Here is a 15,214-nt window from a genome sequence, read left to right on the forward strand (position 1 = left end):
GGCAAACATGCAAGATGCCTCTTGCGCAAGACGGCGGCATTCCTTAAACACTCAGCCGTCGGGGAGTAGCGCAGCCTGGTAGCGCATCTGCTTTGGGAGCAGAGGGTCGCAGGTTCGAATCCTGTCTCCCCGACCATTCCCCCCCCCTTCTCTTTCAAAGACCTATCTTTTGTCGTGGCTTTTCCGGAACAAAACGGAGAGACGCCCGTTTCTATTGGACGCGCAATAAAAGCAGATCAATCAGATCGAAAAATCTCTCCCTTGCAAAAAGAATAAATGCAGACCCATCCATATATTGGATTTAGTATAATTAAATAAACCTATTTTTATTTGAATAGTTAAATAATATATACGTTGTCATTATTATTTTAATTATTATTTTTTCTTATATGCTATGATTGGCATCGCAAGTGAAATATTGTGGTGGGAGATTTTTCAATGCACGAAGTACGCAAGGGAGCAGCGTGCGATCGTGGCGATAGATCCAAACGCCTTTTAATCATCGACCCTGCGCGAGAAGACGCATCCGGTGCGGCACATCAGGTTCATCGCCTGATGCCTTTGTCCGATATTGCGTACACCATCCCGGACAAGCCTATCTCCAAACTTCACCACACCTATTTCTGCGCCGTGATCTCGCTAACGGCGCATGTGCACATCTCTGATCGGCTGTATCAGCAATTGCTTCGTCTTGCCCGGGCCATGCGCGTTATCGCTTTGATCGATAAAAGCTCGCAAGGCCGTAACCGGGTCTGCCGGCTGCTGCACGATGGCGTGCTTTATGATTTTCACACCTTGCCCATCGATCACGAGCGGCTGTGTTTTACCATTGGGCATTTACGCGGCATTTTTGAGCATGAAGCGCGGCCCAAAGACATCCGCCGCGCCCCGTCCGCGCCATACCAAGCCCTGCTTTTGGGGAAATGCCCGGCAATGGATGCTATCCGCAAACAGATTTCTCAATATGCCAAAACCGATCTGCCTGTGCTGATCGCCGGAGAAAGCGGAACAGGCAAAGAACTGGTCGCCCGCGACATTCACCAACATTCCAGCCGCACCGATCAGGTTTTTCTGGCCATCAATTGCGCGACCATCCCTCCGCAATTGGCAGCCTCCGAACTGTTCGGCCATGAAAAAGGGGCGTTCACCAATGCCATCAGCGCCCGGCCGGGCCGCTTTGAACAGGCATCGGGCGGCACATTGTTTCTGGATGAAATCGCGGATCTGTCGCTGGATATTCAATCGCAGCTTTTGCGGGTTCTGGAAGATGGCCGGATATACCGTTTGGGGGCACATCAACCACGCCAGACCAATGTGCGGATCATTGTTGCCTCCAATATAAATCTGGAAGAAGCGGTTCGGAAAAAACACTTTCGGCTCGACCTGTTCCACCGCTTGAACGTTCTGCCCTTGATGATGCCACCGCTGCGCGAACGGGAAGGCGATGCCATTTTGTTGGCCAAATATTTCATCGCCTTGGCGATACAAAACCATGGATTAAAACCCGCCAGTCTGACGGAAGAAGCCGAACGCGCCATCCTCGCCTATTCCTGGCCCGGCAATGTGCGCCAACTTCAAAATTGCATCCAAAGGGCCATGGCCCTGAACAGCAGCGGAAAAATAGACCGGCGCCATTTGGGATTATCGCGGGACAAGGCAACAGCCCCATCGGTGCAAACTTTGGCACGGGCACGGGCCGAAGCGGAAAGCGCCCTTCTATCAAAGGCCATCCGAACATTCGACGGCAATATCAGCCGCGCAGCCACGGAATTAGGCGTTTCAAGGGTGGGATTGTATCGCCTGCTCAAGCGCCATGATCTGGATCATAAGCAACTGGTCAACGGGGGAAAAGACCATGACTGGGATACTCAAGTCTGAACCATTTCATAAATCCAGGACGTCCATTTCCATATTCGTCATCGGCGGGGCATTTTTGCTTCCCTGCACCATGGCATTGGCGCAAGATCAGAGCACAGGCGACCCGGATAGCAGCCTTGAATCAGCAGACCGCAGCGAGCTGCAACGGCTAAAGCAGCAAATCGACCGGCAAAGAGAGCAGCTTTCCCAGCAAGCACAACAGCTTGAGCAACAACGACAAATCATCGAAGTACAAGCCAACCGTATTGAGCAGGTTCTCTCCGGACAATCTGCAACAGCTTCCATAGCAGAGCGAAAAGCAGCGCCGGAAGCCATCACACCCACGGTCCGGCAACAGGCACAAAATCAGCCCCGCCCCGCCCCGTCTTCCACAGCAACCGAAACCGTAGGGCAACAAGCACAAGCGGATAATGCGGCGCAATCCCAAGCCAATGCCCGCGCAACGGAAGTGTCAATTTTCGCAGATGTGGGAGGCGTGCTTACTCCCAAAGGGCGTTTTTCGCTGGAACCACGCATTGATTACACCCAATCGGGCGTTAACCGCTTTTTCTTCCAGGGGGTGGAAATTGTCGATGTGGTGCTTGTGGGTCTGTTCGAGCTCACCGATGCAGACCGCGATACCGTTACGTCTTCGCTCACCGCCCGTTACGGGATCACCGACCGGTGGGAGATCGATGCACAAATTCCCTATCTTTACCGCAATGATCGCATCACCAATGAGGTGGTCGGCCTTGATAACCGACGCCAGATCCGCGAACTCAGCGGCAATGGCGTTGGCGATGCGGAAATCGGGCTGCATTACCAGATCAACCGCGCCGGAAAAGGCCATCCCGTATTCATTGCCAATCTGCGCGGGAAATCTGATCTGGGGAAAGGTCCGTTCGATGTGGCCCGCGATGAAGACGGGCTTGAGCTGGATCTGCCGGTGGGCTCCGGTTTCTGGACCGTTGAGCCCTCTCTCACCATGATCCACAGCCTTGATCCGGCTGTGTTGTTTGTGAATGCGGGCTATTTGTTCAATCTGTCGAAATCGGTGAATACCCTGATTGGCGACACCCTGATCGACCGCGTCAATCCCGGCGACAGCATTCGCGCCGGTTTTGGTTTGGGCGTGGGATTGAACGACACGCTGTCTTTCAGTTTGGGCTATGAGCATAATCATGTGTTCGGCACAAAAACCTTCATCGCCGATACCAGACAAAAAACCAGCAGTCTGGAAGTGGGAAGCTTTCTCTTTGGCTTGTCCATGGGATTAACGGATCATATCGGGCTGAATTTGAACACCCAATTAGGGGTCACCGACGATGCCCCCGATGTGCGCATCAGCTTGCGTATTCCCTTTAGATTCTAGGGTTTTTATACCGTTTCCAAATATTGGCCCGGTTCGAGATCGGCATTGGGGGAACAATCAGTTCCCCATCTGCTCCATCGCGGCGCGGCGGGCGATATCGCCCAATTGCATGGATAAACGTCCGGTGCGGCTGACCTCTTGCATATTTTCCATCACCACGGTCAGTTCAAACACCTGGACAATGCCGACACCGTCCAAGGTATTTTCGATGATCCGGGTTCCCAGCGGCAAGGACGATGCCTCACCCGCCTCGCCAGCACCATTGATGCGGGCAATATCCACCCCGTCAGCCCCGATCACAATGCGGTCTGCGCCCACAACCACCGGAGCGCCTTCATTAATGGCCTGAATCCGCGATGCCAAAACAGGCACGAACTGTCCATTATCATTCAGTGAAAAATTTGAAATCGCCACCGGCTGACCATCCACAAGGCTGCTAATGGCAAATCCCAAAGCAATATCAAAGGCCCCCAAGCGCATACCGCCGCGCGCGTCTTCCAATTCTTCATCTGCCATCGGTGTCAGCGCAGCAAAGGGATCATCTTCCGCCTGACCGTTCAAAGGTATGGCGGCAAAAAGCATCAGCCCCGCAATCAATCCCGATTGTAAAGGCCGAACCATTGATCCCGATGTGCGTGCATACCGCATCGAAGAATCCTTTTAAAAGCTATTGGCACCGCGCCATAGCTGCACGGTGAAATCAGACAAAGCCGTTTGGGACAAGGAATTCCCCAAAGGCGCTTTCACCCGAACGGACCAATCATCCTGGCTATTGAAATTCTTGCGCCCCAAAGACACCCGATCCCGGATCACAAACGCAATGCCGTCCCAGATGCTTTCAAATTCCGCGCGGCTTAGAACCCGCATGCCCAAGGCCGGATCGCCCAGCATAACCTCGTCGCCCATAATGCCCTTCAAGACGATGAAATGGCGATATCCAAAGGTGTTCACCAACACGATGGCGGGAACCGCCGCCTTTTCCAGACGGTCCAATGTCAGCCGGAAGCCATCGGCGCGCAATCCAAGGGTTTTGAGATAGCTTTGCATATCCAGCAAAGAAAACCCCACCTGCCGGATGCGACCCTGATCGCCAACTTCAAACATTTTTTTAAAAACATCGGTTTCGCTGACAGCTATATCATAGTGATAACTCAGCAAGGTGGCGGTGGCAGCCGATCCGCAACTGAAATCATATTGTTGGGGAACAAGATTACGAAAGCGCGCTTCCTTCAGCGATTCCACCGGAACGCGGAAATATCCACCAAAGCCCGGCATATCCACAGATCCGGCCACGACCACCGCATTATTGGCAAAAGAAAAAGCCGCACAGACCCCGATCATGGGCCAAAAGCGCCGCATTTTGTGCGATCGCATCACAAGGCCCCCTTATTTCACAAAGACATTAACCTGAATTGTGCTTTGAAAATTCACATTATTCCCGGTGTTGAACATCAAGGAGTTGATCCCCGAAAGCTGCTCGATGCTGTTCTGCCCGATAGCGCCATTGTTGAACTGGCCGGTCATATTGGTATCGGAGATCCCCGCGGTCTGATCCGATAAATTCACCGCAATATCGCCCAGATCAAGAGAGGCTCCCCCTTCAAGGCCAGCCAATTGGCCTTTATCAAGGGTTTGGAAATCCGAAAACGGATCGGGCGTTTTTTCTGCTAATGGCCGCTCTGCCCCTGCCACATTCACGGTCACGGACAAAGCCGGTTTATCGGCCTTATGTGCATCATCGGAAACAGACAGAGCCTGTTGTGCCAATGCCATCGGGCTGGCCGTCACGAAAACGAGCCCGGAAAGCACAATAAAGGCGCGACTGCTGATCCTGATAGCCATGATGTCCCCTTTCGCAGCCAGACTGGAAAAGAGGGCGGGCCGAAGCCCGCCCGAGTTTGCCGGGGTAGAACTCTTATTGGCCGCCAAAGGAGTTGTTCACATTGGCATTCACATTGATCACAGCGTTCTGGTTGGCAAAACCTGTGTTGAATTGCTGTTGGGACAATCCATTAAGGCCGCTGACACTGTTATTGCTGATATTACCGGTGGAGATTGATCCACCAGCGCCTTGACCATCATCCGGGAAAGCGGTTGTCAAGGTGATCCCGCTGACGGTGGTGCTCAGCGTGGTGCTGCTGACCATGATATCACCGGTGGTGATGTCCAGATCCAGACCATCATCATCGCTTTGATCGTTGAACGATCCGTTCAGTGAATTGTCCAGATCAACGCCATCATCATCGGAGTTGTCGTCCGTTGTTGAATTGTCGTTGTTGGAATTGTCGTTGTCCGTGCCGTCGTCATCGGAATTATCGTCGGTCGTTGAATTGTCGTTATTGGAATTGTCGTTATCCGTGCCGTCGTCATCGGAGTTGTCGTCCGTGGTGGAATTGTCGTTGAAGGAATTATCGCTATCCATTCCATCATCATCGGAATTGTCGTCCGTGGTCGAATTGTTCGAGTCTGTCGTGTTGTTGGAATTGTCCGTATCCGTACCGTCGTCATCCGAATTGTCATCGACCGTGGAATTGTCGTCATTGGATGAGTTGTCATTGAAGGAATTGTCGCTATCCATCCCGTCATCGTCGGAATTATCGTCGACTGTGGAATTGTCATCGTTCGACGAATTGTCGTCATTGGATGAGCTGTCGTTGAAGGAATTGTCGCTATCCATCCCGTCATCGTCGGAATTGTCGTCGGTGGTGGAATTGTCATCGTTCGACGAATTATCGTCATTGGACGAACTGTCATTGAAGGCGTTATCCAGATCCACGTGGTCGTCATCGGAATTATCGTCGTTCGTGGAGTTGTCGTCATTGGAATCCGTGGACGAGTTGTCATCGTTGGACGAGTTATTGTCATTCGATGAATTATTGTCCGCAGACGAATTGTCATCGTTGGACGAATTGTTGTCATTCGATGAGTTATTGTTGCCGGAATCGGAATTATTGCCGCCATCCCCTTGCTGCGATCCGTTATTAGAACTGCCGGTCCCGGAGCCTTGGTTGGTTGACGCGTCATCAGCGCCTTGCGAACCATTGTCGGCCTGGAAAGCAATATCTGGGTTTTCGTCTTCATCCACTTCTTGCGCAACAGCCCCATAGGAAAATGCGATCCCAAGACCAATAGCCGAAACTGTTTTCAAAAAAGAAGAGCGTGTCATTGCATGTCTCCGTTCAATTTCATTGCAAATCGCCGGATTGGCGGTGCATCACACGGCCCTTGGGGTCATTCATCGCGTTTAAGGATTTTGCCAGCCCCCGGCACCGTGCCCTCAGAGAAGCAAAAGGCGGGCCAAGTCGGGAAAATTCCATAACCGATTGTTTTATAAAGACAGTTTTTTAAAGAGAGATGTTCTGCATCCATTCCTTCAGGGTGGACGTATCACTGGCGTGACACCAAAAGGATATAACCCACCAAAAACCGTAGAAATCTGCGCTTATCCCATTGTTCCGATACTATATTTAAAGATAATTCACAGTGTAACATTGTTGTTACAGGCGACAGAAAATATCTCTGCGCCACATGCCAATAAAATTATCATGGCGATAGATTGTCCTTTTGATTACAGAATGACCATTGTAAAAAGAACGGCGCTGGCTTTTAAAAAGGCAAAAAGACAAAATCGGGGAACAAGCGCCATGAAATACAAATATCACCTTTATTCCAAAGCACTTATTTCCCTTGGCATCATAAGCAGCACCTTTGGCACAGCCGCATCAAGCCAGACCGTTGGGCTGGATAAATTACAAGCCTGCATGGCGATTGAAAGCCAGTCGCAACGGCTGTCCTGTTTTGAAAATCTCGTTCAAAGCGCACAGATTCAAGCCATCACAGCTCCGATGCCTGCGCCAGAATCCCCGGCACACTCCGTCGCCGTGCCAAAGGTGCCGTCCGTTGCCTCTCCGCCCACGCCTGCAGCCCCTTCGGCGCCTCCGATTGCATCATCAACGTCTGGCGCTAAAAGCCCGGCAGATGATCAATTCGGTTTACCGGAAAAACCTGTTCGCAAGCCGGTTGAAGATCAATCCCGCAATATGGTGCTTGCCTCTGCGGAGAAAAACCATAAAGGCCGGTGGGTCTTCACCATGGAAAACGGGCAACTATGGCTCCAAACGGATAGCGCACAAATTCCTCCGCCTGCAGAAGGAACCGCCGTGCATATCGAAGAAGGCCTTTGGGGGTCTTTCAAAATGCGAATCGCCAAACGAACCGTGCGGGTTAAACGACAAAAATAAGCAATTCGTTCACGAAACGCCTCTCAAATACCCATGAGAAGATGGGGTTTGGCTCAAAATTTGGGGTTGCTCCAAATTTTGGCAAGACCCCTTCGTTTGTTTATCGCACCCCGAACAACCTGAAATAGGTGACCCGGCAGCATCCTCTATGCATTATGTTATAAAACTTTATACGTAAAATTACAGTATTTATTTCTTCTTCTACCGCTGTTATTTCTTTACGCATAAGTCTGAATTTCATAGACTTGTGACATAAATATAAACTCTATACAGGGAAGAAACCATGATACACAGCACAAAATGGCAATGCCAAAGGGCATTGTGGCTTCGCTCTGTGGGCGCAATCGCGCTTTCCACAGTTATTTTTGGTGCAAATGCCCAGCATGTTTTTGCCCAAGAAGCCGATGGCGACGAAAATATCGGAGGTGAAGTCGAGCAAATCGTCGTCACCGGTTCCCGTATTCGCCGCGACGCCTTTTCGGCAAACACGCCAACGCAGGTGCTGGATGCTGGCGAAAATCGCAAGCTGGGTGTCAGCTCCTTGAGTGAAATGCTTCAGCGCTCGACCACAGCAAGCGGTCAGCAAATTGATGGCACCTTCAATTCCAATGCCGGCAATTCCAATGCCACGGAAGCGCCGCCCGATGGCGGTATCGGATCTTCCAATATCGATCTGCGTGGCTTGGGCGCCGAACGCACGCTGATATTGGTGAATGGACGCCGCCTTGGTGTGGCCGGGGCGCGCGGTGCACCGGCACAGCCCGATATTGGTCTGATTCCCCTCGGGATGGTGGAAACGGCTGATGTGCTAACCGGCGGTTACTCCACCATTTATGGTGCCGATGCGGTGGCCGGCGTTGTCAATGTCCGCCTGAAATCTGATTTTGAAGGGCTGGAAGTTTTCGGCAATGTTGAACTGCCCGAAGCAGGGGGCGGCGAACTCTACCAAACGTCTCTTGTGGGCGGCGTTGCCAGTGATCGCGGTAACATCACCTTTGGTTTTGAATATCGCAAGCAAGAACGCGCATCCACTGGCAGCCGCGATTTCAGCAGTTGCCTGCGCAGCATCGAGGTATCCGAAAACGGCGACCGGTTCGACCCATGCCGCAGCGGGTTTTTCGATAATGTCGTCGTGATCAGTGACGATTTCGTGCCCGGCTTTGAACCCGGCGCCCCATTCCCCGGAACCGGGCCGGATGGGCTGACCTTCACAGACGCTTTGTTCTTCTTCTACACGCCGGGTCAATCAGATACCGGAGTTCCAAATTTCTCCACAGGCTTTAACCTGCCCGCTGCAGGTGATCCGCAAGTAGGAGCCTTCCCGGGAGAAGATCCGGATGCCGGCTCTGTATTCCCCTTCCTTGATTTCTTCAACGATCAGGACGAACGCCGCGCAGCAGACCTGATCCGTCCAGCGGAAACCTTCTCCTTTGTGACCAATGGCCATTTCAATATGGACTGGGGAAATAATGAGGAGCTCTATTACGAGTCTTATTATTTCAACCGCAAAAATAATGTGATTGCGTCAAAGGAACAGATCTTCCCCGATATTGCAGGAATGATCCCGCAAGAAGATGCCAATGGTAATATCATCGTCGATGCCGATGGCGCCCCCATTCTCGTGGACAATCCACTTAACCCCTTCCCTGTCTCGGTCGCGCCCATCATCACCCTTGATGATAACCCACAGGACTTCAATGTAAATGTGGAACAGGTCCGCTTTGTTGGCGGACTGCGCGGCGATATCGGTGCGGGTTGGTTCAAGGAAAAGAACTGGTCTTATGACATGTTCTTTTCTTATGATCGCGGCACGGGCCATCAAAGCCAAAGCATCCTGTTTGAACCCAATCTGATTTTGGCCACGCAAACACTCCGGATGAATGCAGATGGCGAAGTAATCTGCGGTGTGCCTTTAACAAACAACCAAAACGGCCTTCTGACCCCCAATGAGTGTGTGCCGGTCAATTTCTTCGCGCCCTCGATTTTCGAAGATGGCGAAGGACGTTTCTCCTCCGATGCGGAACGGGACTTTTTGGTCGGCTTGCGTACAAACCGCACCGTCACAAAGCAATATAATGCATCCGCATTCTTCACCGGTGACCTGTTCGACATTCCGGGCGGCGATACTGTGGGAACAGCCGTCGGCTTTGAATGGCGTAAGGACACCATCAATTCACAAAACGATATCTCTGGCGTTCAGGGCCTGAATGTTGCGGAAAATCCGCTGCAAGAAGGCATTACACAAGGGCAGCGCTGGATCTATGACATTTACGGTGAATTCACAGCCCCACTCATGCGCGGTAAAAGCTTTGTAGAGCTGCTACAACTGGACGGGTCCGTTCGCTATACCGAAGAACAAAATTTCGGATCGGAAGTCACATGGCGCATCATGGGCACCTATCGTCCGGTGGACTATCTTACCTTCATCGGCTCGCGTAGTACGTCTTTCCGCGCCCCCAATCTACGTGAACAGTTCCTTGCCGATCAGGGGCAAGGGGTATCGGGCGCACTGGATCCATGCCGTGCCCAAGCCATTACACAATTAGATCCCACGGATCCGCAAACTCAATTGCTGATCAACAATTGTGAACTCAGTGGCGCAGACACCACACAATTGGGCAATGCCGGCGTGGTGACCATTCCTGTCAATGTGGGTGGGTCTGACGACCTGATCGCTGAAACATCCACATCGGTCACCGGAACGGTGCAGTTCACCCAACCCTGGTTCAACAGCTTTGATTGGGATCTGGCCGCCACCTATTACGATATTGAAATCAAAAACACTGTTTCGGAATTGGATGCAGGTGTCATCATTGCCCGCTGCTTCAATGATGATCCCAATCTGGCCAGCCCGTTCTGTGATCGCGTAACCCGTGCCGATACCGGCAATCGCGCCAACAACGCCCTGACCCTCGTGGATGCCTCGTTCATCAATGTGGGCCTTGAAACCGTGACCGGCATCGATATCGAATCCCGGTTCCACAAAAATTTCGATGATGTGATGGGCCAGTCTCTGGATCTCACATGGTCGGTCGGTGCCAACCGACTCATCGAACAAAATCGCCTGACCTTTACCCGCGATGATCTGGTGGATAATGCCGGGCGCATCGGTAATCCCAAATGGCAGTTCAATTCCACCGTCTCACTGCTCTGGGATCGCTATCAATTGTTGTGGCAGGCCCGCTATATTGGCCAGACCGAGTTCGACGAGGACATCCAAAATCCTGAAGAAGCTCCAAGTGACAACACGGACTTTGTCGGTTCTGTCCTGACATTCGATGATGCTGTGGCAGATCGTCGTCTCTATAACGATCTCAGCCTGTCTGCGGATTTCGATCTATTCGCCCTGACATTCGGCGTCAGCAACATCACCGATCAGGACCCGCCGCTGATCGATTCATCAGAAGGCCCCAACCGTAACAATGCGGTGACGTCCTCTGGCTTCGATCTGTTTGGTCGCACCTTTTTCATGAATGCCACCATGCGTTTCTGATCGTCTGATAACAACAAACATGAAGGCGCTTTCCCAATATGGGAGAGCGCCTTTTTTATGCCGCCATTGATATAGCTTTTATCAAAGAATTGATCGTTTCGGACGAGACTTTCAAGCACCCTGGAAACATGGTCCCATCAAACAGTCGCCACACAGGCCACCGTTGAGGTGTGATCGACAAAGCCACCCGCAGCATGGTGCAGAATACGCCTCAATTCTAGCGCCAGCGCAGAATCCTATTCGAAATTAGCTCCGGTGGATATCCGAGTTATTCCACCCATCATGCTTACTCTTCCGTTCAGAAAAGACACTTTCCTCGATTCCGCAATGTAGCATCCAGCACCGGCAGCACCTCGTCTCTTGCCCCTCCCAGCCAGCATCCGAATTGACATATCCCTCGCCGAACCTGTTCTTCTTCACAGAATCACACCCTTTTTGGCTAAGCCTACGTCCACATCGTAAAAACCGCCTCCGGCAATTCATCGCCTCACATCCACTAAATTACCGCACAAAAAAAACGGACCAACCTCTCGGTCAGTCCGTCTTTTCTCATTTGTTTCAACGAGTATTTACTCGTCCATTCAAGTCCGAATTTTAGAATTCGATACGAGCACTCAAGCGAACAGTACGTGCTTGAATGAAGCCCGTCGGATCACCGAATGTCGAACGCACCTGACCGGAATCAAACTCACCAAACTCATTCAAGTCGGTAACATCGTTCGAGTCAAAGATATTGAACACGTCAATACGGAACTCAGGTGCAACGCCATTGGGAAGGAAATCCACATCAGGCTTGAACACTGCAGATACATCGAGTTGCTTGGTCCAGCCGCTCTCAAGAACAGAACCACGCGGGGTTAAGCGCGACTCTGCATCTGCACTAGGCCGATTGTTTTCGTCCAACTTACAGAAGAACGAGGCCGCACCGAACTGGGCAGCAATTCCATCTGTCGGATGGACACCCTGACAACCAAATCCACGTCCGGATTGGACAGTAAGGTTCGCACCGAATGTCAATTGCTCCGTCGCAGCATAGCTACCGAATGCTTTGATCGTATGCCGACGATCGTTTGGCAGACGTCCACTTGCGCCGTCCGTCAAACCGGTGGTGTCGAAATCCTGAGTCAAGCCTGTATCACCTTGGCCATTATCAGATTTGACGCCGCCCTCGGTATTACCACTAGACCGAGCAAGCACATAAGACCCCTGGAAGGACCAGCCGTCAACAAACGCACGTTCCCAGGTCAATTCAAGAGCTTTGTACTCACGTTTGATTTTCGGAACACCGATCTGCTCTGCCGTCAAAGTGGCTTCGACCAGGCCATCACCATCGGCATCACCGCCAAGGAAGGCGACCATGTCCGCAGGTGCAAGATCCGTCCGAACGTCCAGAGTGACATCACTGCCGGGATTGAAAAGTGCGAAAGTCTGGAAGCCAGTGAAGGCAGCTGCCGCTGCATCAACATCAAGACCATTGTCCGCAGCAAACTGGCGGAACCCGGCATCCATTGACCCATCTTCAAGGCCCTGACCAAGATCGCGATACACCCCACGGATACCGAAGGTCCAGTTGTTACCGACCGAGAAGTCGTAACCAAGGGAGTATTCAATTTGGCGTTGGTTTTCCAGATCTTTATCGACCAACGTTGATGCTGGCTGAACACCCGGAGGTGAAACGATGTCACGACCGATGAAATCACCGATTGCAGCGTCTACATTTGCCGGATCGATCGTATCGGATACGAGACGGAAGAAGTCTTCGTTAAAGATTTCCTCACCAGCAAGGCGAATGTTCGTGTTGTTGGCAATGGCAAAATGGGTCTTACCAACAAAGCCATATACACGGCTCCGACCTTCATCCAGCTCATAAGTAAAGCCGGTACGGAAATCGAACCCACCATTGAACTCAGCGAAAGGTTCCCCATTCACATTCTTGGATGTCTGGTCTTCGAGACGGAAACCGACATTCAATGTCAGGTTTTCGATCGGAGTCTGCCAACGATCCTGAATGTAATAGCCTTTCAGAACCGATTCAAACGATCCACCAGTCGTTCTGAAATCCTGACGAATAACAGGAGCACTCAGATCCACTCCGGTATCACTGATCCCGTCGCCATTGGCGTCGAAGCGACCAAGACCACTTCCATCAGCGAAAACCACATACCGGAAACCACCGGAGAACGATGTCTGTTCCGCAGATTTACGAACTTCCCGATCAAACCCGATCCGGAATTGGTGATCACCGAAGAAGTCATTGACGGTGATATCCGCATCGGCACGCCACATACGACGATTGTCGTTGTTAATGGCATCAACAATCGAACCGCCGGTATTCCCCGTAACGATATTCGTGCCGGACCGCAGATCGTTGATCTGAGGGATGTTGGAAACGTTCGACAAATCACGCCCGCGGCTGTCACTTTCACCGAACAAGCCGGAAATGCTCAACCAGTCACGGATCACGCCGGTATATTTGAGAATGTCCGTTGTACCACCACGTTCGAAAGTTTGGGTGACGGTATCGGCTTCGCGATTGATTGTCCCGGTATCACGATCAAACGGTAAAATGGAGTCGACGATATCCCGTTTGTCATCGATATGGGTATAGGTGAAGGTATGATACCCAAACATATCGTTGTCTAACAATATGCCGTCGATATTGATCCCCCAGACCGGATCATCATCCTTGCGATCTGTGAAAGCACTATTGGAGAAATCTTCCAGATCATTATCGCGGAAGCTCACAAGACCATAGAACCAGAGTCGGTCTTTGATAAGCGGACCGCTAATCCACGTATTGATTTCGGTTTCTGTCAATTTATCGCTTGAGCGGAAACCGTCCGTGGTGTCTCTTTTCTTGGAATTGCTTCTCAGCCCTTCTGGCGTATAGAAAGCATTCGCGCCCACATGGAAGTCGTTGGTCCCCTTACGTGTAACGAGGTTAACAACACTCCCGGTCGTGCGACCGAATTCAGCTTGGAAGCCAGTGGTTTTGATATCAACTTGCTGGAAGAACTCGAACGGAATGGTGTTCATCAGGCCGATGAAATCACGGGTATCCGTTGCGTTATAACCGTTCACATAGAAAAGGTTTTCTGCCACCGAAGAACCAGCGAGAGACGGCTGGTTACCAAAGGCCGAGTCACCAGAGCTCGCTCCAGGAGCCAGCAACGCGATATCAGCAACAGTACGCTGCAAAGGAACACGAGCGACGAGATCATCGGTATTAACGACGATGCCGCCTTCTTGTCCAAGAAAGTCTTTCCGGCTCGATGTTGCACGTGTTCCGACAACAATAATTTCTTCAAGACCTGCAGCCTCGACTTCGGATGTGGCAACGGTGAAGTTCAACCGCTGAACCGAACCAGCCGGGATCCGAATTTCATCAGATGGATCTTCGCCAAAAGGAGCATCGACCACCACTTTATATTGGGCGATCGGCAAACGGGCGAAATTAAACCGCCCCTCAGAATCGGTCGTGCTGGTCGAGTCAAAACCGGTTTGGTCGTTTGAAATGGTCACAGCGATACCTGAAACGGGGTTACCCGCCGTATCAGTAACCACACCAACTAGCTGACCAGTCGTAAAGTCCTGCGCGACCGCCGCTGGCGTCATCACAGTTGAAGCGAGCAATGCCGTCAAAGTTGCGGCCGGCGCAAAAGAGCCAAGCGCCACCAGACCGGTCATCCCAGCAGCAGAGATAGCACGTGCACGCTGGCGAAAAACCGATGGCTTACGCGGCTGCAGAGAGCCACGCTCTTTGGATTTTGTGATCATAGTCCGATCCCCATTTCGCATTTGTTCCCTTTCAGTCTGAAATGATGGTTATTCAGAGAGGTTTTCATTCTTGCGAGCCATTAGGCTACCTAGCGTCACTAAATCTTAACAATGGGCAAGAGCAAGGAATAAATGGAAAGTTATATAACTACGTTCGATAAATAGAATTATATGTTGCAGAAAAAACACACATCGAATGTCTTCGTCCATGCAATGCGACAATTACACATCTTTTGCGCGCAATTCCGCACAGATCACAAAATTTATGTGCATGTGGGACAACGCATTTTTGCAAACTCATTTGCAATATTTTTAAGGCCAATGTGGTCTTGCAATACGGCTTGCCTGCACACGAAAAGTTCAAAAAATCTGTAAATACTAGCGGCATCGCGGCCGCCACGTTGTATTAGGGTCAGGACCTATTAAATTCGGGGATTCCCATTTGTTGTAATACGTGATTCACCATGGCAAAGG

At 51.3% G+C, this 15,214-nt stretch carries 9 protein-coding genes and 1 tRNA gene; 5 read left to right on the top strand and 5 right to left on the bottom strand.

All coding sequences use genetic code 11. The features are described 5' to 3' along the window. Positions 1–59: 59 nt before the first annotated feature. From IEX96_RS13030 to IEX96_RS13040, 3 genes are all read left to right on the top strand, one after another. Positions 60–136, top strand: a tRNA-Pro gene (locus IEX96_RS13030). Between the two features lie 302 nt (positions 137–438). Continuing rightward, positions 439–1,878 carry a sigma-54 interaction domain-containing protein gene (locus IEX96_RS13035; protein WP_188874064.1) on the top strand — a complete coding sequence of 480 codons (1,440 nt, stop codon included), beginning with the start codon at positions 439–441 and terminating at the stop codon, positions 1,876–1,878. Next, entirely contained in the window at positions 1,856–3,229 is a 1,374-nt protein-coding gene (locus tag IEX96_RS13040; RefSeq protein WP_188874065.1) for a transporter, read from the top strand. Before IEX96_RS13035 ends, IEX96_RS13040 begins: the two co-directional genes overlap by 23 nt. Positions 3,230–3,286: 57 nt before the next feature. Here IEX96_RS13040 and IEX96_RS13045 read toward each other — a convergent pair whose 3' ends face one another. From IEX96_RS13045 to IEX96_RS13060, 4 genes are all read right to left on the bottom strand, one after another. After that, the gene (locus tag IEX96_RS13045; RefSeq protein ID WP_150006223.1) at positions 3,287–3,877 is read right to left on the bottom strand and encodes a hypothetical protein; all 591 of its coding nucleotides are present in this window, start codon (positions 3,875–3,877) and stop codon (positions 3,287–3,289) included. Between the two features lie 12 nt (positions 3,878–3,889). Beyond that, positions 3,890–4,603 (bottom strand): C39 family peptidase, encoded by a 714-nt coding sequence (locus tag IEX96_RS13050; protein ID WP_229773746.1) that lies wholly within the window; start codon positions 4,601–4,603, stop codon positions 3,890–3,892. 12 nt (positions 4,604–4,615) lie between these two features. Continuing rightward, complete coding sequence (locus IEX96_RS13055; protein WP_150006222.1) at positions 4,616–5,071, bottom strand: hypothetical protein; 456 nt, start codon at positions 5,069–5,071, stop codon at positions 4,616–4,618. Positions 5,072–5,144: 73 nt separating this feature from the next. Then, the gene (locus IEX96_RS13060; protein ID WP_150006221.1) at positions 5,145–6,395 is read right to left on the bottom strand and encodes a hypothetical protein; all 1,251 of its coding nucleotides are present in this window, start codon (positions 6,393–6,395) and stop codon (positions 5,145–5,147) included. Between the two features lie 157 nt (positions 6,396–6,552). Here IEX96_RS13060 and IEX96_RS13065 point away from each other — a divergent pair, with 157 nt between their 5' ends. After that, positions 6,553–7,470: a hypothetical protein gene (locus tag IEX96_RS13065; protein WP_150006220.1), complete on the top strand. Its 918-nt coding sequence runs from the start codon at positions 6,553–6,555 to the stop codon at positions 7,468–7,470. A 283-nt stretch (positions 7,471–7,753) separates the two neighbouring features. Next, the gene (locus IEX96_RS13070) at positions 7,754–10,963 is read left to right on the top strand and encodes a TonB-dependent receptor domain-containing protein (RefSeq protein WP_150006219.1); all 3,210 of its coding nucleotides are present in this window, start codon (positions 7,754–7,756) and stop codon (positions 10,961–10,963) included. A gap of 594 nt (positions 10,964–11,557) precedes the next feature. On the opposite strand, the gene IEX96_RS13075 is transcribed toward IEX96_RS13070, so the two are convergent. Continuing rightward, positions 11,558–14,740, bottom strand: coding sequence for a TonB-dependent receptor (locus IEX96_RS13075; RefSeq protein ID WP_188874066.1), 3,183 nt, complete (start codon positions 14,738–14,740; stop codon positions 11,558–11,560). Between the last annotated feature and the right edge of the window lie 474 nt (positions 14,741–15,214).

The organism is Iodidimonas muriae (assembly GCF_014647255.1).
GTDB classification, from domain to species: domain Bacteria; phylum Pseudomonadota; class Alphaproteobacteria; order Sphingomonadales; family Rhodothalassiaceae; genus Iodidimonas; species Iodidimonas muriae.

Excerpts from the sequence above, each read along its gene's own strand:
- IEX96_RS13075 (WP_188874066.1), bottom strand. The coding sequence starts at position 14,740 with ATGATCACAAAATCCAAAGAGCGTGGCTCTCTGCAGCCGCGTAAGCCA.
- IEX96_RS13055 (WP_150006222.1), bottom strand. The coding sequence starts at position 5,071 with ATGGCTATCAGGATCAGCAGTCGCGCCTTTATTGTGCTTTCCGGGCTC.
- IEX96_RS13040 (WP_188874065.1), top strand. The coding sequence starts at position 1,856 with ATGACTGGGATACTCAAGTCTGAACCATTTCATAAATCCAGGACGTCC.
- IEX96_RS13070 (WP_150006219.1), top strand. The coding sequence starts at position 7,754 with ATGATACACAGCACAAAATGGCAATGCCAAAGGGCATTGTGGCTTCGC.
- IEX96_RS13035 (WP_188874064.1), top strand. The coding sequence starts at position 439 with ATGCACGAAGTACGCAAGGGAGCAGCGTGCGATCGTGGCGATAGATCC.
- IEX96_RS13060 (WP_150006221.1), bottom strand. The coding sequence starts at position 6,395 with ATGACACGCTCTTCTTTTTTGAAAACAGTTTCGGCTATTGGTCTTGGG.
- IEX96_RS13050 (WP_229773746.1), bottom strand. The coding sequence starts at position 4,603 with ATGCGATCGCACAAAATGCGGCGCTTTTGGCCCATGATCGGGGTCTGT.
- IEX96_RS13045 (WP_150006223.1), bottom strand. The coding sequence starts at position 3,877 with ATGCGGTATGCACGCACATCGGGATCAATGGTTCGGCCTTTACAATCG.